This is a genomic window from Pseudothauera lacus (assembly GCF_003034845.1).
Lineage (GTDB): Bacteria > Pseudomonadota > Gammaproteobacteria > Burkholderiales > Rhodocyclaceae > Pseudothauera > Pseudothauera lacus.
The window spans coordinates 129,970-150,194 of sequence record NZ_PZKC01000005.1 but is presented as its reverse complement, the minus strand read 5'-3'; the positions used below and the strand labels follow the sequence as shown (position 1 = coordinate 150,194).

Genomic DNA, 20,225 nt, shown 5'->3' with positions numbered 1-20,225 from the left:
TCGCGCACCGGGAAGGTGCATCGTCCGCCCGCTCAACTGGCCTGCGCCAGCACCACGGTAATATTGTCTCGCCCGCCACGCGCATTGGCAAATGCCACGAGTTCGGCCGCCCATTCGTCCACATCCCCGCCACCACTCAGCACTGCGGCGATCTCATCGTCGCCGAGCATGTCGGTGAGTCCGTCGGAGCACAGCAGCAGCACGTCGCCCGCATGCAGCGGCCGGCAGAAGACATCGGCATCGAGCTCCGGCAGCGCCCCCAGGGCACGCGTGAGCATGCCACGGAACGGCGCCGCGCGGGCCTGTTCGGCGGTAATCATGCCGGCGTCGACCAACTCCTGCAACATCGTATGATCGCGCGTGAGCAGTTCCAGCTCGCCGCCACGGAACAGGTAGAGGCGCGAATCACCGACATGGGCGCAGCACATGCGCTCGCCGAACAGCCTCACGGCAACCACGGTAGCTCCCATGCCGGCCAGTCCGGGATCGATCTGGGCGTGCTCGAAGATGACCTTGTTGGCCGCCGCGACGGCCTCCCCGAGGAGGGCGCAGACTTCCTCGTCGGTGCTCCCCGCAGCGACGGCGAGGTGCTCGGCAACCACATCCACCGCCAGGCGCGCGGCGACATCGCCGCCGCGATGCCCGCCCATGCCGTCCGCAAGCACCGCGCAGGGCGGAGCAAAGACAATGCGCAGGGCATCCTCGTTGCGCGCACGCAAGCGCCCGACGTCACTCGCGGCGGCCCAACGAACGGTAAGAGCACAGGCTGACACCAGATGCACCTCCTGCCTGGCAGATCGCCTACGGCCTGTGCCGCGGCAACTGCCCTTTGGCGGCATTCTAGCGTGAATGCCGCCGTACACGGAGATGCGGGCTGCCCAATGGCATTTTTACGCTCACCAGCGGCGCGGTTGACGGAAAAAGGGCGCCGAAACCTCCGGCGCCCTTTCGTGATCGCGAAACCGCCGCGCTTACAGCATGGCCTTCAGCAGCTTGGCCATCTCGGACGGATTGCGGGTCACCTTGAAGCCGCACTCTTCCATGATGGCGAGCTTGGCATCGGCGGTGTCCGCACCACCGGAGATCAGCGCACCGGCGTGGCCCATGCGCTTGCCGGCCGGAGCGGTGACGCCGGCGATGAAGCCGACCACCGGCTTCTTCATGTTGTCCTTGCACCACAACGCGGCTTCGGCTTCGTCCGGACCGCCGATCTCGCCGATCATGATCACCGCGTCGGTGTCCGGATCGTCGTTGAACATGCGCATCACGTCGATGTGCTTCAGACCGTTGATCGGGTCGCCGCCGATACCGACCGCGGAAGACTGGCCCAGGCCGATCTCGGTCAGCTGCGCCACGGCTTCATAGGTCAGGGTGCCGGAACGCGACACCACACCGATGCGGCCCTTGCGGTGGATGTGACCGGGCATGATGCCGATCTTGATCTCGTCGGGCGTGATCAGGCCGGGGCAGTTGGGGCCCAGCAGCAGGGTTTCCTTGCCGCCCTTGGCAACCTTCTGCTTCATCTTGTTGCGCACTTCCAGCATGTCGCGCACCGGAATGCCTTCGGTGATGCAGATCGCCAGGTCGAGGTCGGCCTCGCAGGCTTCCCAGATCGCCGCAGCGGCGCCGGCGGGCGGCACGTAGATCACCGACACGGTGGCGCCGGTTTCCGCAGCCGCTTCCTTGACGGAGGCGTAGATGGGGATGTTGAAGATGCTCTCACCGGCCTTCTTGGGGTTCACGCCGGCGACGAAGCAGTTCTTGCCGTTGGCGTACTCCTGGCACTTCTCGGTGTGGAACTGGCCGGTCTTCCCGGTGATGCCCTGGGTGATGACCTTGGTGTCTTTGTTGATCAGGATGGACATTCGCAACTCTCCTTACTGAACAGCGGCGACGATCTTGGTCGCGGCTTCCGCCATGGTGTCGGCGGAGATGATCGGCAGGCCCGACTCGGCGAGGATCTTCTTGCCGAGGTCTTCGTTGGTGCCCTTCATGCGCACCACGAGCGGGACGGAGAGATGCACTTCGCGCGCGGCCGCGACCACGCCGGTGGCGATGGTGTCGCAGCGCATGATGCCGCCGAAGATGTTCACCAGGATGCCCTTGACCTTGGGGTTCTTGAGCATGATCTTGAAGGCTTCGGTGACCTTCTCGGTGGTCGCACCGCCGCCCACGTCCAGGAAGTTGGCCGGCTCGGCGCCGAACAGCTTGATGGTGTCCATGGTGGCCATGGCCAGGCCGGCACCGTTCACCAGGCAGCCGATGTTGCCGTCCAGGCTGATGTAGGCCAGGTCGAACTTGGAGGCTTCGATCTCGTCGGCGTCCTCTTCGTCCAGGTCGCGGTACTCGACGATCTCCGGGTGACGGTAGAGGGCGTTGGAGTCGAAGTTGAACTTGGCGTCCAGCGCCTTGATGTTGCCGTTGCCTTCGAGGATCAGCGGGTTGATCTCGGCCAGCGAGGCATCGGTTTCCATGTAGCAGGTGTACAGCTTCTTCAGCGTGTCGACCGCCTGGGCCATGGAGCCTTCGGGAACGCCGATGCCCTGGGCCAGCTCGGTGGCCTGCGCGTCGGTGAGGCCGACCAGCGGATCGACGAACACCTTGATGATCTTCTCGGGGGTGTTGTGCGCGACTTCCTCGATATCCATGCCGCCCTCGGAGGAGGCCATCATCGCCACCTTCTGGGTCGCACGGTCGGTCAGCGCCGCAACGTAGTATTCCTTCTTGATGTCGGCGCCTTCCTCGATCAGCAGACGACGCACCTTCTGGCCCTCGGGGCCGGTCTGGTGGGTCACCAGCTGCATGCCGAGGATCTCGCCGGCCAGCTGACGCACTTCGTCCATGGAGCGGGCGAGCTTCACGCCGCCGCCCTTGCCACGCCCACCGGCGTGAATCTGGGCCTTCACCACCCAGATCTTGCCGCCCAGCTCTTCGGCTGCCGCGACTGCTTCATCGACGCTGAAACACGCCTTGCCGCGCGGCGTCACGACGCCGTACTTCCTCAGCAGTTCTTTTGCCTGATACTCATGAATCTTCATGGTTGCCCTTCGATCGAAGTCGCGGCGCGAGACCGCCCGCGAACAGGTTGATGGGTCGTTTCGGAAAGGTGTTCCGCGCTGCCTGCCAGCCTCCCTCGCCCGGCACCGGCACCGCCCAGGGCGCCCTGGCGGACCGCCCTGCTACCCGGATGACGCACTGAGCTGCGCTACGCACAACCGGACCGCGGGATTATACCCGTAATTATGAACTACCAAGCGCCCGCAACGCGCTCAACGGCCTGCCGGCTTGCGGTACCAGCGCGGGTAATAGCGCCGCACGGCCTCCGCCGAAGTCTCCAGGGCGTGACAGCGGTCAAGCTGAAAGGGCTTCTCGCCGTTGTCCTCGTTGTCGCGGCGAAAGGTCGCAAATGTCTGGATGGCCGCGGTCGGCAGACTGAGGAGGAGTTCGGTGATGTGCGAGCAGCCCCGCACATCGGCAAACATCTCGCCCACCGTGCGGCGGAATCCGCGCACCAGGTTGAGCCCCACCAGGCGTCCGTAGGCCGGGCCGATGGTGTCGCACTGGCCGGGATAGGGCACCCAGTCGGAACAGGCCTCCGCCTCGACGATGGTAAAGCTCGCGTCGATGACGATGCGCACGCGCATCGCGTGCACCGGATCACCTGCCGCGCGCACGCCGGATGCGATGGGATAATCGATATCCTTGACATCGGTCAACACGGCCTCCATCTCCAACAGGCCATCATCGCGGCGGAAGCCTTCTATTTCTATGCGCCGGACATGGACCCGCTGGCGCGGACGGGAAGGGTCGGATAAAGGCATTATTTACGTACGCTGGCGTATGGGCGCCACATCTTAGCGCGAATGCCCCCGAGCTTCACCATCGGGGGCATTCGCATGTTTACCCACCCACCAGCGGGGAGTACCCCATACTGGTGAAATTGACGCACAATACCGCCACATAGCGCCTGCTCACGGACAATGCCCGCAACCCGCCAGCGCCTCGCCCTTGCCCTCGCCGTCAGCCTGATGCCCGCCTGTGCGGCCGCGGCCGTCCTCGGCGACGTCATCGCGCTCTCGCCCATCGGCCAGCCCCTGCGCATCGAGATCGCGGTCAACGAAGGACAAGCCGCCAGTCTCGCCGGCTGCCTGCAACTTGCCCCCGGCGCAGCCAGCGAAGGCCCCTGGGTCGAGCACGCCCGGATTGCCGCCGGCCCCCGCGGCATCGTCGTCAGCACCAGCCAGCCGGCCTTCGAACCCATCCTGCGGCTGGCCGTGGCGGACACCTGCACCACCCGCCTGCGGCGCGAGTACACGCTGCTGCTGCCCTTTGCCGAGGTTCGCCAGGCCGTAGCCAGCCCCCCTCCGTCGACCACTGCCGCAGCGCCCCCCCCTGCACCGCCGGTGCGTGGCATGCAGCGCTGGACAACAGCACCGGGCGAGTCGCTCAGCGAACTGGCGCAGATGCTCTACCCACGCGAGGCGGCGGTTCGCCAGCGCTTCATCGCCGAGACCGTGCGAGCCAACCCAGACCTGTTCGCCGCTGCCGACGCCCCCGACCGGGCGCTGCCGCCCGGCACCGAACTGCTGGTGCCGGACCTTGCGCGCCTCTCCGCCAGCGCCCCGCCAAGCGCCCCGCGCCCCGCCCCACCTGTCGCAGCTCCGACCGAACGCCCGGCGCCGCCGGCCACCCGAGCCGCCGCGCAGCCCGCGCCGACGGCCGACCGTCTGCGCCTGGAAGCGGAGAGCGCGGCCGAGCCCGCCGCCGCGGCTCCGCCGCAGGTGCGCGCTGCGGTTGACGACTTTGCCGCACGCGAGCAGTACCTGGTTACTGCCATCGACCGCAGCATCCAGGCCCAGCTCGACCTCGTCGAGCGCATCCGCGAACTCGAGCGCATCCAGGCCGAGCTCATCGAACGCGCCAACCGTCTCGGCATCGTCCCCGCCGATGGATCCGCAGCACCTGCGGCGGTACCGGCGCCGACAGGCACGGCAGCCATCGCCCCGCCCCCTCCTGTTGCCGATGAAGATGCGCTGAGGGCCGCGCAACGCCCGGCAGCCGCAAGCAGCAACGACTGGCTGGTATTCCTGCTGCTGTTCGCCGCCATCGTCACCCTCATCCTTGCCCTCAAGCGCTGGCAGGCCGCACGCCGCGCGCGGGTGGATGCCGCGCTCGCTGCCGCCCTTCCGGAGACCCCGGAAACACGCAGCTGGCCGGAGGAGGCCCACGCGGCAAGCGCGCTCGACGGCAACCGCGAGGATTACGGCATCAGCACCCAGGTAGCCGAGTCGCAGAACCCCGACTACAAGTGGTCGGCGCCCTCGCTGATGCCCGCACACACTTCGCTCGCGCCCATCGTCACCGAGAGCGAGGCCATCGACGAACACGACTCGGCCGTCGAACTGGCCGAGATAATGATGAGCTTCGGGCGCGTGCAGGGTGCTGCGGAGACCCTCGCCGACTTCATCCGCGGCAACCCCAAGCAGGCCGTCAAGCCCTGGCTGAAACTGCTTGAGGTGTACCGTGCCGCCGGCATGCGCCCGGAGTTCGACGGCCTCGCCCGCCAGCTCAACAAGACCTTCAATGTCCACGTGGTGAGCTGGGAGACCTGGGAGGTTGCCCACACGGCGCCGGACTGCCTCGAAGCCCTGCCCCACATCGCCGACGAACTGCAGCGCCTGTGGGGCACCGAGGCCTGCCAGGCCTATATCGAGCATCTGCTGCGCGACAACCGCGACGGCACCCGCACCGGCTTTCCGCTGCGCGTGGTCGACGACCTGCTGATGCTCGCGGCCGTGCTCGAGCAGGAGCTTGGACGTTACCGCCCCGAACTGCCGGGCGGCGATCTTGCGGCGACCCAGCTCAACCCGTCTTTCGACCTCGCCCCGCGCTAGCTAGCTGCATTTCTCACACCATCCCTGCTGCGGGTGGGTGCCGATGCACTCGCCGTGGCAGGCCGTACTCCCACGCGACGTGAGGGTGTGAGAAATGCGGGCCGGGGGCGCTTCAGACCGGGTTGTCAAGGTCGACGAAAGCCGCCTCCACCCCGAGTTCCGCCTGCAGGTGGTGGGCGAGCGCGCGCGGGCCATAGCGCTCGGTGGCGTGATGGCCGGCAGCAATGTAGGGCACGCCTGATTCGCGGGCCAGATGAACGGTCTGCTCGGAGATCTCTCCCGAGAGGTAGAGATCGGCGCCGGCGGCAATGGCCTGCTCGAAGTAGCCCTGGGCGCCACCGCTGCACCACGCCACCTTGCGCACCGGACGGCTGCCTTCGCCGACCAGCAGCGGCTCCCGCCCCAGACGCGCGGCGACCGAGCGTGCGACCTGGGCAGCGCTTTCCACCTGAGCCGGCTCCCCCACCCAGCCGAGTTCCTGATCAGCAAAACGTCCGCACGGCCGCCAGCCCATCAGCCGGCCCAACTGCGCGTTGTTGCCGAGCAGTTCATGGGCATCGAGCGGCAGGTGATAGGCCAGCAGGCTGACGTCGTGACCGAGCAGGGCTGCCAGCCGGCGGCGGCGGATGCCGGTGATGCGCCCGTCCTCGCCCTTCCAGAAGTAGCCGTGGTGGACCAGCACGGCGTCGTAGGCCTCACGGCAGGCCAGATCGACCAGCGCCTGGCTGGCGCTGACGCCGCACAGCACGCGGCGCACCTCGGCGCGTCCTTCCACTTGCAAACCGTTTGGGCAATAATCGCGGAAACGCGAGACCTCCAGCAGATCGTTGAGGTAGCTGTGCAGTGCTTCCAGTTGCATGTGCCCGTCGCCCCGGTGAACTGGCGCAGCCGGAGGGCCGCGCCAGCGGTTTTGAAAACTGCATTATCCCCAAAAGTGGTGCCCTTGCGCCCGTTCCAGGAACCCTGACCTTGCTTCACCGCCTTCCGCGCCTGCTCACGCCCAGCCGCCAGGAGCACGCCTGATGCGCCGCCTGTGGCTGGTCTTCGCCCAGGCGGTGACGATCAGCGTCGCCGTACTCTTCGTCATCACCACGCTCAAGCCCGAATGGCTGCAGAACGGCACCCCGGGCTCGGTGGTGGCCATCTTCGAGGCACCCGGAAACGCCCCGCCGCCAGCCAGCAGCGGTGAACCGGGTACTTATGCTGCCGCCGCCGACCGCTCCATGCCGGCCGTCGTCCATGTGTTCACCAGCAAGGCGACGACGACCCAGCGCCACCCCCTGCTCGACGACCCGCTCTTCCGCCACTTCTTTGGCGACGGCAACGGCAAGGACAATGCGCCGCGCCAGCGCGCCTCCGGCCTCGGCTCCGGGGTCATCGTCAGCCCTGACGGCTTCATCCTCACCAACAACCACGTCATCGACGGCGCCGACGAGATCGAGGTCGCCCTCAACGACGGCCGCAAGTTCCCCGCACAGCTCGTCGGCCGCGACCCCGAAACCGACCTCGCCGTGCTGCGCGTGGTGACCGCCGAACAGCTGCCGGTAATCACCTTCGCCGCTGGCGACACCCTGCGCGTAGGCGACGTGGTGCTGGCCATTGGCAACCCCTTCGGCGTCGGCCAGACGGTGACCATGGGGATCATCTCCGCGCTTGGCCGCAACCAGCTTGGCATCAATACCTTCGAAAACTACATCCAGACCGATGCGGCGATCAATCCGGGCAATTCCGGTGGCGCCCTGGTCGACAGCGCCGGCAACCTGGTCGGCATCAACACGGCGATCTATTCGCGCTCCGGTGGCTCGCTGGGCATCGGCTTTGCCATCCCGGTCTCGCTGGCACGCAACGTCCTCGAACAGATCGTTGTCAGCGGCGAGGTCACCCGCGGCTGGGTGGGCGTGGAAATCCAGGAAATCACCCCTGAACTGGCCGAATCCTTCGGTCTCGGCGACACCTCCGGTGCGCTCATCGCCGGCGTGCTGCGCGGCAGCCCGGCCGAACGTGCGGGCATCCGCCCGGGCGACGTGCTGGTCGGCGTGGCCGGTCGTCAGGTGCGCGACACCAAGAGCATGCTGGAACTGGTGGCCGCCCTGCCCCCGGGACAGATCGCCGAGTTCCGCATCCGCCGCGCCGCCGCGGAGATCGACCTGAAGGTGGAAGTGGGTCGGCGCCCCACCCCGGGCGCCGCCAACACGCGTCGCAAGTAAGAGGGGCGCGGCGGGCAGTTGTCACGGCCGGCTGCCCGCCCTGCCGTTCAGCCCTGGCAGGCGGGACTGCCCTCAGGCGCCCCGCCCCCCGCGCACAATGCACGCTCAGGGCTTGTCGCTGCGCTCGGCGGCCTCGATACGGTCGAGTTCGCGATCCATCTCGGCACCATCCGGGGCGACGTAATCGCTCGCTGCCACGGGTTTGCGCACAAAGCGGGCGAGCACAATGCCGAGTTCGAACAGCAGGCACATCGGCACGGCGAGCATGAACTGCGAGATGACATCGGGCGGGGTTACGATGGCCGCAATCACGAAGGCACCGACGATCACATAGGGACGGGCCTCCCTGAGCTTCTCGACGGTGACGATGCCGGCCTTGACCAGCACGATGACCACCACCGGCACCTCAAAGGTGAGGCCGAAGGCCAGGAACAGGGTCATCACGAAGGACAGGTACTGCTCGATGTCCGGCGCCGGCACGATGCTCTTGGGGGCAAACTCGGCAATGAACTGGAACACCATGCCGAACACGAAGAAGTAGCAGAACGCCATGCCGGCGAGGAACAGCAGGGTGGTGCCGAGGACGAGCGGGATCGCCATGCGGCGCTCATGGCTGTACAGGCCAGGAGCGATGAAGGACCACGCCTGGTAGAGCACCACCGGCAGGGCGAGGACGAAGGACACCATGAGGGTGACCTTCACCGGCACGAAGAAGGGCGTGACCACCCCGGTGGCAATCATGTTGGTGCCTTCCGGGAGGGTGTTCATCATCGGCAGCGCGAGCAGATCGTAGATGTCGCCCGCCCACGGCATCAGACAGACGAAGACCACCAGCACGGCGACGAGGGCGCGCAGCAGACGATCGCGCAGCTCGATCAGATGGGAAATGAAGGTGTCCTGCATGGCGCTGCTCATGCCTTGTCCGCCGTACGCTTGTCCGTGACTGCGGGATCGAGGCCGAGTTCGAGCTGCGGCGAGGGCTGTGCATCCACCGCCTCTTCCACCGCCGTCACCGTCGCTGGCGCCTCGCCGAGCAGGGCACTGCCACTGGCAGGGCTGCCGTCGGCGCCCGCACTGGCGGGGGCGACGACCTCGCGGACCTCGGCAACGCTGCGGTCGATCTCGCTTTCGACGCTGTTCATCTGCCCGCGCAGCGAACCTTCCAGCTCACGGGCCTGGTGCTCGACCTGCTGCTGCAGCTTCTTGAGGTCCTCCAGCTGCATCTCGCGCTGGATGTCGGACTTCACGTCACCGACGTAACGCTGCAGGCGGCCGAGCATGTGGCCTGCCGCACGCGCCACCTTGGGCAGGCGCTCGGGGCCGACCACCACCAGTGCAACGACGGCGATCAGCATGAGTTCGGAAAAACCGAAATCGAACATTTAGCTCTCTATCCAGCACAAAGTGAGAAGGGGCACCTCAAGGTGCCCCCTCATCAGAGGCCTGCATGCCTCAGGCCGACTTGTCGGCCTTCTCGCGGGCCTCGGCATCGATGGTCTTGCCATCATCGGCGAGCTTCTGCTGCGCGCCTGCATCGCCTGCGGCGGCATCCCCTTCCTTCATGCCGTCCTTGAACCCCTTCACCGCGCCGCCCAGATCCTGGCCAATGTTGCGCAGCTTCTTGGTGCCGAAAACCAGCAGCACGATCACCAGCACGATCAGCCAGTGCCAAATGCTGAAAGAACCCATCAGATTGTCTCCTTAACGCTTCAACATGGCCGGAAGCACTTCCGGCCCACCGACGACGTGAACGTGCAGATGATACACCTCCTGCCTGCCCACCCTGCCGGTGTTGATGATAGTCCGGAAGCCGTCGGTGGCGCCTTGCTCATGCGCAAGTTTGCCGGCCACGCTCATTACCCGCCCCATCACCGCCTCGTGCTCGGGGCCGAGCTCGGCCATCGAGGCAACGTGGATCTTGGGAATCACCAGAAAGTGCACCGGGGCGATCGGATTGATGTCGTGGAAGGCGAGCACCAGCTCGTCCTCATAGATCTTCTTCGCCGGGATCTCGCCGGCAACGATGCGGCAGAAGATGCAGTCGCTCATCGACCCGTCCTCAGACCGCGCTGCGCGACTTCTTCTCGTCGATGCCCGACACGCCTTCACGGCGGCGGAACTCGGCAAGCACGTCGTCCACAGACAGACCATGATGGGCGAGCAGGACCATGGAGTGGAACCACAGGTCGGTCACCTCCCAGACCAGGTGGAGCATGTCCTTGTCCTTGGCCGCCATGATGGTCTCGGCGGCCTCCTCGGCGACCTTCTTGCAGATTGCGTCGGTGCCCTTGGTGTACAGACTGGAGACGTAGGACGCATCAGGGTCGGCCTTCTTGCGCTCGGCAAGGGTATTGGCGACGCGATGCAGCACTTCGATGTCGATCATCGGTAGATCTCCTTCGGATCCTTCACTACGGGATCGACGGCCTCCCAGCGGCCATCGGCGAAATATTTCTGGAAGAAGCAGCTGTGCCGCCCGGTGTGGCAGGCGATGCCGCCCTCTTGCTCGACACGCAGCAGGACCACGTCGTTGTCGCAGTCGATGCGGATCTCGACGACCTTCTGGACGTGCCCGGACTCCTCGCCCTTGTGCCACAGTTTGCGCCGCGAACGTGACCAGTAGATGGCCTCGCCCTTCTCGGCAGTCAGTTGCAGCGCTTCGCGGTTCATCCACGCAAACATCAGCACGTCGCCGCTCGACGCCTCCTGGGCGATCACCGGCACCAGGCCGTGTTCATCCCACTTCACCTCGTTGAGCCAGCGCGAAGCATTGGTTGTCACAGGCGCACCTCGATCCCCCGGCTGCGCATCAGCTCCTTGGCTTCACGCACCGTATGCTGTCCGAAATGGAAGATGCTGGCCGCCAGTACCGCGTCGGCACGGCCGGCGCTGACCCCCTCGGCAAGATGTTCGAGGGTGCCGACACCGCCGCTGGCGATCACCGGGATGCCCACGGCATCGGACACCGCGCGGGTCAGTCCGAGATCGAAGCCGATTTTGGTGCCATCGCGATCCATGCTGGTGAGCAGAATCTCCCCGGCGCCGAGGGACTCGACCTTCTTTGCCCACTCGATGGCGTCCAGCCCGGTGTTGTTGCGCCCGCCATGGGTGAACACCTCCCACTTGCCGGGCGCGGTCTGTTTGGCGTCGATTGCCACCACGATGCACTGGCTGCCGACCTTGGCAGAGGCATCGGCGACGATCTGCGGATTATTCACCGCCGCGGTATTGATGCTGACCTTGTCGGCACCGGCATTGAGCAGACGCCGTACGTCTTCCACGGTACGCACTCCGCCACCGACGGTGAGCGGAATGAAGACCTGTTCGGCGACCTGCTCGACGACATGCAGGATGATGTCGCGTGCGTCCGAACTGGCGGTGATGTCGAGAAAGGTGATCTCGTCGGCACCCTGCTCGTCGTAGCGCCGGGCGATTTCCACGGGATCGCCGGCATCGCGCAGCTCGACGAAGTTAACGCCCTTGACGACGCGCCCGGCATTGACGTCCAGACAGGGAATGATGCGTTTCGCGAGCATCAGGCGGGACCGCCGTTGAGGGCGTCGGCGCGCGCCTGGGCGGCGGCGAAGTCGAGCGTGCCCTCGTAGATCGCACGGCCGGTGATGGCCCCCACAACGCCTTCCGGCTCGACCGCGCAGAGGGCGTCGATGTCGAGCAGGCTGGCAATGCCGCCGCTGGCGATGACGGGAATGCGCAGGGCCTGGGCGAGGCGCACGGTGGCCTCGACGTTGACCCCGGAGAGCATGCCGTCGCGGCCGATGTCGGTGTAGATGACCCCTTCGACGCCGTAATCCTCGTACTTGCGCGCCAGGTCGACGACGTCGTGTCCGGTCATCTTCGACCAGCCATCGACGGCTACCTTGCCGTCCTTGGCATCGAGGCCGACGATGATGTGGCCCGGAAAGGCGCCGCAGGCATCGTGCAGAAAGCCCGGATTCTTCACCGCGGCGGTGCCGATGATGACGTAGGAGATGCCGTTGTCGAGGTAGCGCTCGATGGTGTCGAGATCACGGATGCCGCCGCCGAGCTGCACCGGAATGTCGTCGCCGACCTCCTCGCAGATCGCACGGATGGCCGCCTCATTCTTGGGCTTGCCGGCAAAGGCGCCGTTCAGATCGACCAGATGCAGGCGGCGCGCGCCCTGATCGATCCAGTGCCGGGCCATCGCCGCGGGCTCTTCGGAAAACACCGTGGCGTCGTCCATTTCACCCTGCTTGAGGCGAACACAGTGACCGTCCTTGAGGTCGATGGCGGGAATCAGCAGCATGACGGGTATCGGATACGAGGAGTGGAGGGAATCAGCGCAGCGCGCCAAGTGCGCCGCAGGGATGGCTCAGGGCGCCCAGCGGACAAAGTTTGCCAGCAGGCGCAGGCCTGCCGCTGCGCTCTTCTCGGGGTGGAACTGGACCGCAAAGATATTAGCCCGTGCCACCGCACTGGTAAAGCGCAGTCCGTAGTCGGTATGCGCCGCAGCGAGCCCGGCATCGGCGGGCACGACGTGATAGCTGTGCACGAAATAGAAGCGCTCGCCGTCGGGAATGCCCGCCCACAGGGGATGGGCAGCGCTTTGCCAGACCTCGTTCCAGCCCATGTGCGGCACCTTCAGGCGCAGGCCGTCGGCGCCGCGCATGCGCGCATCGTCGAAGCGCACGACCTCACCGGGGAGAATGCCGAGACCGGCCACGTCGCCTTCGGCGCTGTGCGCGAAGAGCATCTGCTGACCGATGCAGATGCCGAGAAAGGGTTTGCTGTGCGCGGCCTCGATGACCGCCTCGCGCAGGCCGCGGGCGTCGAGTTCGCGCATGCAGTCGGGCATCGCGCCCTGACCGGGGAAGACGACCCGCGCGGCGGCACGCACCACTGCGGGATCGGAAGTCACGACCACCTGCTGGCCGTCGGCAACGTGCTCGACGGCCTTGGCAACCGAGCGCAGGTTGCCCATGCCGTAGTCGATGATGGCCACTGTGGTCATCACGGAATTCTCTTGTCGGTGGAAATTCGGAGATGCGTCAGAGCGCGCCCTTGGTGGAAGGAACCACGCCGGCGGCGCGCTCGTCGCGCTCGGCGGCCATGCGCAGCGCACGGCCGAAGGCCTTGAAGATGGTCTCGCACTGATGGTGGGCGTTGTCGCCGCGCAGGTTGTCGACATGCACGGTGAGGCCGGCATGGTTGACGAAGCCCTGGAAGAACTCGCGCGCCAGATCGACATCGAAACTGCCGATCCGCGCCCGCGTGTAGCTGACGAAGTAATGCAGCCCCGGGCGACCGGAGAAATCCACCACCACCCGCGACAGCGCCTCGTCGAGCGGTACGTAGGCATGACCATAGCGACGGATGCCCTTCTTGTCGCCGAGCGCCTTGGCAAAGGCCTGCCCGAGCGTGATGCCTACATCCTCGACGGTGTGGTGATCGTCGATGTGGGTGTCACCCTCGGCCTTCACCACCAGGTCGATGGCGCCGTGGCGGGCGATCTGGTCGAGCATGTGATCGAGAAAGGGCACCCCGGTGGCGAGTTCGGCCTTGCCGCAGCCGTCCACATCGATGCTGACGGTGATGCGCGTTTCCAGGGTATTACGGGTGACTTCGGCTTGCCGCATGGCGCAGTGCGTGACGCAAAGGAAATGAACAACGGCCATGATACCATCGCCGCAGAATACTGCCGCAACAGGCAGCCCTTCCCCCCAACTAGCGTAGCCGAGCAATGAGCCGTTTCTGGAGCGCCGTGGTCCACGGCCTGACCCCTTATGTACCTGGCGAACAGCCGCGGATCGACAACCTGGTCAAGCTCAACACCAACGAGCACCCCTATGGTCCGTCGCCGAAGGCACTGCAGGCCATCCGCATGGAAGTGGCGGATTCCCTGCGCCTGTACCCGGATCCCAACGCCGAACGCCTGAAAGGCGCCCTCGCGGCACGCTTCGCCGTGCAGCCGCAGCAGGTCTTCGTCGGCAACGGTTCCGACGAGGTGCTCGCCCACATCTTCCACGCCCTCCTCAGGCATGAACGCCCGCTGTGGTTCCCGGACATCACCTACAGCTTCTATCCGGTGTATTGCGACCTTTACGGCATCGCCCGGCGCCAGATCGCGCTGGCCGACGACTACAGCATCCGCGCCGACGACTACCTGCCCCAGGGCGGGGAACGCGCCGGGGCGATCATCATCGCCAACCCCAACGCCCCCACCGGCCGCCTGCTGGCACTGGACGACATCGAACGCATCGTCGCCGGCAACCCGGAGGCCGTGGTGGTGATCGACGAAGCCTATATCGACTTCGGCGGCGAGAGCGCCATCGGCCTGGTCAACCGCCACCCCAACCTGCTGGTGGTGCAGACCTTCTCCAAGAGCCGCTCGCTGGCTGGTCTGCGCGTCGGCTACGCGGTCGGCCATGCCGACCTCATCGAAGGGCTGGAGCGGCTCAAGAATTCCTTCAATTCCTATCCCCTCGACCGCATGGCGATCGCCGGCGCGGTGGCCTCGGTAGAAGACGAGCCGCACTTCCGGGAGAGCTGTCGCCGCGTCATCGCCACCCGCGAGCAGCTCAGCACGGATCTCGCCGCACTCGGCTTCGAAGTCCTGCCCTCGGCGGCCAACTTCGTTTTCGCCCGCCACCCCCGCCACGACGCCGGCGAACTGGCCCTGGCCTTGCGCAACCGCGCCATCCTCGTGCGCCACTTCAAGGCCCCGCGCATCGACCAGTTCCTGCGCATCACCGTCGGCACCGACAGCCAGTGCGGCCAGCTGGTGCGCGTACTCGGCGAACTGCTGGGCTGAACATCCCCGCGTCAACGCAAACGGCCCGCTTCACGCGGGCCGTTTGCGTTGACGCGGACACGGTGGCCGTCAGCTCTTGAGACGCATCTCAGCCGAACGCGCATGGGCCTGCAGGCCTTCGCCGTGGGCAAGGATGGAGGCCACCCGGCCCAGCGTCTGCGCGCCCGCGTCCGAAATATTGACGATGCTGGTGCGCTTCTGGAAGTCGTACACCCCCAGCGGCGAGGAAAAACGCGCGCTGCGCATGGTCGGCAGCACATGGTTGGGGCCGGCGCAGTAGTCGCCCAGCGCCTCCACCGAGTGGTGGCCGACGAAGATCGCGCCGGCGTGGCGGATCTTCTCCACCCACGGCTCGGGGGTTTCCAGCGACAGTTCGAGGTGCTCCGGCGCAATGCGGTTGGCGATCGCGCAGGCTTGCTCGAGGCTGTCCACATGGATCAGCGCACCGCGGTTGGCGAGCGACCTGGCGATGATCTCGCGCCGCGGCATGGTCGGCAGCAGGCGTTCGACAGCGGCCGCCACCGCGTCGATGAAGGCCGCGTCGGTGCACAGCAGGATGGACTGCGCCAGTTCGTCGTGCTCGGCCTGAGCGAACAGATCCATCGCCACCCAGTCCGGATTGCCGCTGCCGTCGGAGATGATCAGCACCTCGGAGGGGCCGGCCACCATGTCGATGCCCACCGTGCCGAACACCCGGCGCTTGGCTTCGGCCACATAGGCGTTGCCCGGACCGACGATCTTGTCCACCTGCGGAATGGTCTGCGTGCCGTAGGCCAGTGCCGCCACCGCCTGCGCGCCGCCGATGGTGAACACCCGGTCCACGCCGGCGATCGCCGCCGCGGCCAGCACCAGCGGGTTCTTCTCGCCACGCGGGGTGGGCACCACCATGATCAGTTCGCCCACCCCGGCCACCTTGGCGGGAACGGCGTTCATCAGCACCGAACTGGGGTAGGAGGCGCGCCCGCCCGGCACGTAGAGGCCGACGCGGTCGAGTGCGGTGACCTGCTGGCCGAGCACGCTGCCGTCGGCCTCCTGGTAGGACCACGAGGCGATCTTCTGGCGCTCGTGGTACTGGCGCACGCGGTCGGCGGCGATGCGCAGGGCCTCACGCTGCTCCACGGAGAGACTGTCGAGCGCCGCCTTCAGTTCGGCATGTGGCAGTTCCAGCGCCGCCATCGACGACACCTCGAGGTGGTCGAAACGGCGGGTGTACTCGATCACCGCCGCATCACCGGTTGTACGCACCGCGCGCAGGATCTCGCTCACCGCAGCGTCGATGCGCTCGTCGGCCTCAGCCTCGAAGGCCAGCAGGGCGTCCAGCGTGGACAGGAATTCGGCTTCGCGGGCATCCAGCCTGCGCATGGTCGGGCTCATTTCACCGCTCCGGCAATGGCATCCAGCACCGGCTGGATGAGTTCGCGCTTCAGCTTCAGCGAGGCCTGGTTGACGACCAGACGCGAGCTGATCGGCATGATGTCCTCGACCTCCTCCAGGTTGTTGGCGCGCAGCGTGCCGCCGGTGGACACCAGATCCACGATGGCGTCGGCCAGACCGACCAGCGGCGCCAGCTCCATGGAGCCGTAGAGCTTGATCAGGTCCACGTGCATGCCCTTGGCGGCGAAGTGGGCCTTGGCGCTGTTGATGTACTTGGTGGCCACGCGGATGCGCCCGCCCGGCTTGCTGGCAGCGGCGTAGTCGAAGCCCCTGGGCACCGCCACGCACAGCCGGCAGCGCGCAATGTTGAGGTCCAGCGGCTGGTACAGCCCGGCGCCGCCATGTTCGAGGAGCACGTCCTTGCCGGCGATGCCGAGGTCCGCGGCGCCGTACTGCACGTAGGTCGGCACGTCGGTGGCACGCACGATCACCAGCCGCACGTCCGGGCGGTTGGTGCCGATGATGAGCTTGCGCGAACTCTCGGGATTGTCGGTCGGTTCGATGCCTGCCGCGGCAAGCAGCGGCAGGGTTTCCTCGAAGATGCGGCCCTTGGAGAGGGCGAGGGTGATGCTGGACACGAAGGCGCCTCGGGATTGCGAAGTGGCGCTCATTGTAACCCGGCGCGGCTTCTGTTAGCCTTGTGCGCTCGGCTGAACCGCGTGCGGCGGTTCAGCCGTTTTTACTTTTCCCGACTCGTACCGACTCCCGGAGCCCTCCTGCGAGAGACCCAGCCATGAAGCCCGAAATCATCATCTCCTCCACCGACCTCGAACGCCTGGAAGGCATGCTGCACGCACCCAACGCGCGCAGCCGCAGCGATCTCGACGGCCTGCGCGACGAACTCGCCCGCGCCGACGTGCGCGAAGCGGAGGACATGCCCGCCGACGTCATCACCATGGGCAGTGCGGTGCGCTTCTGCGAGGAGCTGAGCGGGCGCGAGTACGCGCTGACCCTGGTGTACCCGCACGAAGCGAGCCAGGACGGCGGCAAGGTCTCGGTGTTCTCCCCTGCCGGCAGTGCCCTGCTCGGCCTGTCCACCGGCCAGAGCATCGACTGGATGGGCCCCGAGGGCAAGGCCATCCGCATCCGCGTGATGGCGGTGGAGCAACCTGCCGCCTGATCAGCCCGGACGCCGTGCCAGCCAGGCCAGCGCGCCCTGCCCCGCCACCCGGCCGCTGGCCAGACAGGCGGTAAGCAGATAGCCGCCGGTGGGCGCCTCCCAGTCCAGCATCTCGCCGGCACAGAAGACCCCGGGCAACTCGCGCAGCATCAGCTGCGCATCGAGCGTTTCGCAAAGCACCCCGCCGGCAGTGCTGATTGCCTCGTCGAGCGGCCGCGTGGCCGACAGCGTCAACGGCAATGCCTTGACGGCAGCCGCCAGCGCCGCCGGCGCAGCAGGCAGCTGGCGGCCCAGCACTTCGTGCAGCAACGCACTCTTCAGTCCGGTCAATCCCAGCTTGCCCTGCAGGTGGCTGGCCAGCGAGCGGCTGCCACGCGGACGGGCGAGCTGCGCTTCCACCCAGGCCAGCTCGCGCGCGGGCAGCAGGTCGAGTTCGATGCGCAGACTGCCCGCAGCCTCCAGGGCGTCGCGCATGGGCGCGGAGAGCGCATAGATCAGGCTGCCTTCCAGCCCGCTGCGGGTCAGCAGGCATTCGCCGGTGCGCGTGTGACGCGCCCCCTGCGCATCGACGAAGGACAGGGCGACATTCTTCAGCGGCTGCCCGGCATGACGTGCGCACAGGTATTCGGACCAGCCGCCGGCGCGCTCGAAACCGCAGTTGGCCGGGCGCAGCGGCGCCAGCGCAATGCCGCGCTCGGCAAACGGCACCATCCAGCGCGCGTCGGCGCCAAAGCGCGCCCAGCTGCCACCGCCCAACGCAAAGACCACCGCATCGGCACGCTCGTCGTGGGCGCCGGCTGCGCCGTCAAAGTGCAGCGCGCCGTCCGCCGTCCACCCCTGCCAGCGTTCGCGCACGTGGATACGCACGCCGCCCGCGCGCAGACGCGCCAGCCAGGCGCGCAGCAGCGGCGCGGCCTTCATGCCGAGCGGAAACACCCGGCCGCTGGAGCCGACGAAGGTCTCCACGCCCAGCCCATGCACCCAGTCGCGCAAGGCCTGCGGCCCGAAGGCCTGCAACAGCGGCTCGATGAAGGCGCGCCGCGCGCCGTAGCGGGCGAGGAAATCGGCCAGCGCTTCGGAATGGGTGATGTTGAGCCCGCCGCGCCCGGCGAGCAGGAACTTGCGCCCCACCGAGGGCATGGCGTCGTACAGGTCGACCGCCACCCCGCCCGCGGCCAGCACCTCGGCGGCCATCAGCCCGGCCGGGCCGCCGCCGACGATGAGCGCGCGCGGCTGCGCCACGCTATGCCAGCCGGCGCACCCGCGCGCCGAGCGCGGCGAGCTTGTCTTCCAGGCGCTCGTAGCCGCGGTCGAGGTGATAGATGCGCTCGATGACGGTCTCGCCCTCGGCCACCAGGCCGGCGATCACCAGGCTGGCGGAGGCGCGCAGATCGGTGGCCATCACCGTCGCCCCCTGCAGGCCGGCAACGCCCTGCACCACCGCGGTGTTGCCGTCGATGCGGATGTCGGCGCCCAGGCGCTGCAGTTCCACCGCGTGCATGAAGCGGTTCTCGAAGATGGTCTCGCGGATCACCGCAGTGCCCTCTGCCACGCAGTTGATGGCCATGAACTGGGCCTGCATGTCGGTGGGAAAGGCTGGATACGGCGAGGTGCGCACACTGACCGCGGTGAGGCGCGCTGGCGCCTTGAGGCGGATGGTGTCGCGCTCGGCGACAATCTCGCAGCCGGCGTCCATCAGCTTGTCGATCACCGCATCGAGGTAGCACGACGAAGTGTTGGTGAGACGGATCTCCCCGCCGCTGGCCGCCGCCGCACACAGGTAGGTGCCGGTCTCGATGCGGTCGGGCATGATGCGGTGGGTGGTGCCGGACAGGCGCTCGACACCGCGGATGCGGATCACGTCGGTACCGGCGCCGGTGATGCGCGCGCCCATGGCGACGAGGCAGTTGGCCAGATCCACGACTTCGGGTTCGCGCGCGGCGTTCTCGATCACCGTCTCGCCATCGGCAAGGCAGGCGGCCATCATGAGGTTCTCGGTGCCGGTGACGGTGACCATGTCGGTAAACAGCCGCGCGCCCTTCAGGCGTGGCACCTGGGCATGGACGTAACCATGCTCGACCCGTACCTCGGCGCCCATCGCCTGCAGACCCTTGATGTGCTGATCCACCGGACGTGCACCGATGGCGCAGCCGCCAGGCAGGCTCACCCGCGCCTCGCCACAGCGCGCCACCAGCGGGCCGAGGACGAGAATCGAGGCGCGCATGGTCTTCACCAGCTCGTAGGGTGCGACCGGCTCGCCCAGCGTCGAGGCGTCCAGGGTGACGGTGCCGGCGGCGGCATCACGGTCGACCTTCACCCCCATGCCGGCAAGGATCTTCAGCAGCGTGCCGATGTCGTTCAGCTGCGGCACGTTGGTGAAGGTGACCGCCTCGCGGGTCAGCAGCGCCGCGCACAACAGCGGCAGGGCGGCGTTCTTGGCGCCGGAGACGGCAACCTCGCCGGACAGGCGCACGCCGCCTTCGATGAGCAGCTTGTCCATCAGAGTCCGAGCTCCCCGCGTACATCGGCCCACTTTGCCGGCGTGAAGGTCTGCAGCTGCAGGGCATGGATCTCGTTGCCCATCAGCCGGCCGAGGGTGGCGTACACCGCCCGATGCTGGCGCACGCGCGGCAGGCCGTCGAAGGCTGCACTGACGACGATGCCGGTGAAGTGCACACCGTCGTCGCCCTGGATATTGACGTAGTCGCAGGCCAGGCCGGCCTCGATCAGACGCTTGATTTCTTCTGCTGGGAACATTGCGATTCTTTCACTTTGCGGGA

At 67.1% G+C, this 20,225-nt stretch carries 24 protein-coding genes; 4 read left to right on the top strand and 20 right to left on the bottom strand.

Features of this window, described 5'->3' with window-relative positions; genetic code table 11:
• Positions 1 to 32: 32 nt before the first annotated feature.
• The 4 genes from C8261_RS07875 to C8261_RS07860 form a co-directional block, all read right to left on the bottom strand.
• Positions 33 to 773, bottom strand: coding sequence for a Stp1/IreP family PP2C-type Ser/Thr phosphatase (locus tag C8261_RS07875; RefSeq protein WP_235864868.1), 741 nt, complete (start codon positions 771 to 773; stop codon positions 33 to 35).
• A 198-nt stretch (positions 774 to 971) separates the two neighbouring features.
• Positions 972 to 1,865: a succinate--CoA ligase subunit alpha gene (sucD, locus tag C8261_RS07870; RefSeq protein ID WP_107493121.1), complete on the bottom strand. Its 894-nt coding sequence runs from the start codon at positions 1,863 to 1,865 to the stop codon at positions 972 to 974.
• 12 nt (positions 1,866 to 1,877) lie between these two features.
• Positions 1,878 to 3,038 carry an ADP-forming succinate--CoA ligase subunit beta gene (gene sucC / locus C8261_RS07865; RefSeq protein ID WP_107493120.1) on the bottom strand — a complete coding sequence of 387 codons (1,161 nt, stop codon included), beginning with the start codon at positions 3,036 to 3,038 and terminating at the stop codon, positions 1,878 to 1,880.
• A gap of 231 nt (positions 3,039 to 3,269) precedes the next feature.
• The gene (locus C8261_RS07860) at positions 3,270 to 3,821 is read right to left on the bottom strand and encodes a DUF2889 domain-containing protein (RefSeq protein ID WP_107493119.1); all 552 of its coding nucleotides are present in this window, start codon (positions 3,819 to 3,821) and stop codon (positions 3,270 to 3,272) included.
• Positions 3,822 to 3,980: 159 nt separating this feature from the next.
• Between C8261_RS07860 and C8261_RS07855 the strand changes: the two genes are divergently transcribed.
• Positions 3,981 to 5,894, top strand: a complete 1,914-nt coding sequence (locus C8261_RS07855; protein ID WP_107493118.1) for a type IV pilus assembly protein FimV — start codon at positions 3,981 to 3,983, stop codon at positions 5,892 to 5,894.
• Between the two features lie 112 nt (positions 5,895 to 6,006).
• Here C8261_RS07855 and C8261_RS07850 read toward each other — a convergent pair whose 3' ends face one another.
• On the bottom strand, positions 6,007 to 6,753 hold the full coding sequence (locus C8261_RS07850) for a Nif3-like dinuclear metal center hexameric protein (RefSeq protein WP_107493117.1): 747 nt from the start codon (positions 6,751 to 6,753) through the stop codon (positions 6,007 to 6,009).
• 163 nt (positions 6,754 to 6,916) lie between these two features.
• Here C8261_RS07850 and C8261_RS07845 point away from each other — a divergent pair, with 163 nt between their 5' ends.
• A complete protein-coding gene (locus tag C8261_RS07845; protein ID WP_107493116.1) occupies positions 6,917 to 8,101 on the top strand; it encodes a Do family serine endopeptidase in 1,185 nt (394 codons plus the stop codon).
• 105 nt (positions 8,102 to 8,206) lie between these two features.
• Here C8261_RS07845 and tatC read toward each other — a convergent pair whose 3' ends face one another.
• From tatC to hisB, 10 genes are all read right to left on the bottom strand, one after another.
• Positions 8,207 to 9,016, bottom strand: a complete 810-nt coding sequence (gene tatC / locus C8261_RS07840) for a twin-arginine translocase subunit TatC (protein ID WP_107493115.1) — start codon at positions 9,014 to 9,016, stop codon at positions 8,207 to 8,209.
• Positions 9,013 to 9,483 (bottom strand): Sec-independent protein translocase protein TatB, encoded by a 471-nt coding sequence (gene tatB, locus C8261_RS07835; RefSeq protein WP_107493114.1) that lies wholly within the window; start codon positions 9,481 to 9,483, stop codon positions 9,013 to 9,015. Before tatB ends, tatC begins: the two co-directional genes overlap by 4 nt.
• A gap of 70 nt (positions 9,484 to 9,553) precedes the next feature.
• Positions 9,554 to 9,790: a Sec-independent protein translocase subunit TatA gene (gene tatA / locus C8261_RS07830; protein ID WP_107493113.1), complete on the bottom strand. Its 237-nt coding sequence runs from the start codon at positions 9,788 to 9,790 to the stop codon at positions 9,554 to 9,556.
• Positions 9,791 to 9,802: 12 nt separating this feature from the next.
• Entirely contained in the window at positions 9,803 to 10,150 is a 348-nt protein-coding gene (locus C8261_RS07825) for a histidine triad nucleotide-binding protein (protein ID WP_107493112.1), read from the bottom strand.
• Between the two features lie 10 nt (positions 10,151 to 10,160).
• Positions 10,161 to 10,487, bottom strand: a complete 327-nt coding sequence (locus C8261_RS07820; protein WP_107493111.1) for a phosphoribosyl-ATP diphosphatase — start codon at positions 10,485 to 10,487, stop codon at positions 10,161 to 10,163.
• Positions 10,484 to 10,882 (bottom strand): phosphoribosyl-AMP cyclohydrolase, encoded by a 399-nt coding sequence (hisI, locus tag C8261_RS07815; protein ID WP_107493110.1) that lies wholly within the window; start codon positions 10,880 to 10,882, stop codon positions 10,484 to 10,486. The genes C8261_RS07820 and hisI overlap by 4 nt, the downstream gene beginning before the upstream one ends.
• A complete protein-coding gene (hisF, locus tag C8261_RS07810) occupies positions 10,879 to 11,637 on the bottom strand; it encodes an imidazole glycerol phosphate synthase subunit HisF (protein ID WP_107493109.1) in 759 nt (252 codons plus the stop codon). Before hisF ends, hisI begins: the two co-directional genes overlap by 4 nt.
• Positions 11,637 to 12,386, bottom strand: coding sequence for a 1-(5-phosphoribosyl)-5-[(5-phosphoribosylamino)methylideneamino]imidazole-4-carboxamide isomerase (gene hisA, locus C8261_RS07805; protein ID WP_107493108.1), 750 nt, complete (start codon positions 12,384 to 12,386; stop codon positions 11,637 to 11,639). Before hisA ends, hisF begins: the two co-directional genes overlap by 1 nt.
• Positions 12,387 to 12,452: 66 nt before the next feature.
• Positions 12,453 to 13,091, bottom strand: coding sequence for an imidazole glycerol phosphate synthase subunit HisH (gene hisH, locus C8261_RS07800; protein ID WP_107493107.1), 639 nt, complete (start codon positions 13,089 to 13,091; stop codon positions 12,453 to 12,455).
• Between the two features lie 37 nt (positions 13,092 to 13,128).
• Entirely contained in the window at positions 13,129 to 13,716 is a 588-nt protein-coding gene (hisB, locus tag C8261_RS07795; RefSeq protein WP_107493106.1) for an imidazoleglycerol-phosphate dehydratase HisB, read from the bottom strand.
• A gap of 104 nt (positions 13,717 to 13,820) precedes the next feature.
• Here hisB and hisC point away from each other — a divergent pair, with 104 nt between their 5' ends.
• The gene (hisC, locus tag C8261_RS07790; protein WP_107493105.1) at positions 13,821 to 14,891 is read left to right on the top strand and encodes a histidinol-phosphate transaminase; all 1,071 of its coding nucleotides are present in this window, start codon (positions 13,821 to 13,823) and stop codon (positions 14,889 to 14,891) included.
• 69 nt (positions 14,892 to 14,960) lie between these two features.
• On the opposite strand, the gene hisD is transcribed toward hisC, so the two are convergent.
• Together hisD and hisG are read right to left on the bottom strand one after the other, a co-directional pair.
• Positions 14,961 to 16,265: a histidinol dehydrogenase gene (gene hisD / locus C8261_RS07785; protein ID WP_107493104.1), complete on the bottom strand. Its 1,305-nt coding sequence runs from the start codon at positions 16,263 to 16,265 to the stop codon at positions 14,961 to 14,963.
• Entirely contained in the window at positions 16,262 to 16,903 is a 642-nt protein-coding gene (gene hisG, locus C8261_RS07780; protein ID WP_107493103.1) for an ATP phosphoribosyltransferase, read from the bottom strand. The genes hisD and hisG overlap by 4 nt, the downstream gene beginning before the upstream one ends.
• 155 nt (positions 16,904 to 17,058) lie before the next feature.
• Here hisG and rnk point away from each other — a divergent pair, with 155 nt between their 5' ends.
• The gene (rnk, locus tag C8261_RS07775) at positions 17,059 to 17,445 is read left to right on the top strand and encodes a nucleoside diphosphate kinase regulator (protein WP_107493102.1); all 387 of its coding nucleotides are present in this window, start codon (positions 17,059 to 17,061) and stop codon (positions 17,443 to 17,445) included.
• Here rnk and C8261_RS07770 read toward each other — a convergent pair whose 3' ends face one another.
• Genes C8261_RS07770 through C8261_RS07760 form a run of 3 tightly spaced genes read right to left on the bottom strand, consistent with a single transcriptional unit; the run spans position 17,446 to position 20,202 of the window.
• Positions 17,446 to 18,687 carry a TIGR03862 family flavoprotein gene (locus C8261_RS07770; RefSeq protein ID WP_268987177.1) on the bottom strand — a complete coding sequence of 414 codons (1,242 nt, stop codon included), beginning with the start codon at positions 18,685 to 18,687 and terminating at the stop codon, positions 17,446 to 17,448.
• A 1-nt stretch (position 18,688) separates the two neighbouring features.
• A complete protein-coding gene (gene murA / locus C8261_RS07765) occupies positions 18,689 to 19,945 on the bottom strand; it encodes a UDP-N-acetylglucosamine 1-carboxyvinyltransferase (protein ID WP_107493100.1) in 1,257 nt (418 codons plus the stop codon).
• Positions 19,945 to 20,202 (bottom strand): BolA family protein, encoded by a 258-nt coding sequence (locus tag C8261_RS07760; RefSeq protein WP_107493099.1) that lies wholly within the window; start codon positions 20,200 to 20,202, stop codon positions 19,945 to 19,947. Before C8261_RS07760 ends, murA begins: the two co-directional genes overlap by 1 nt.
• Between the last annotated feature and the right edge of the window lie 23 nt (positions 20,203 to 20,225).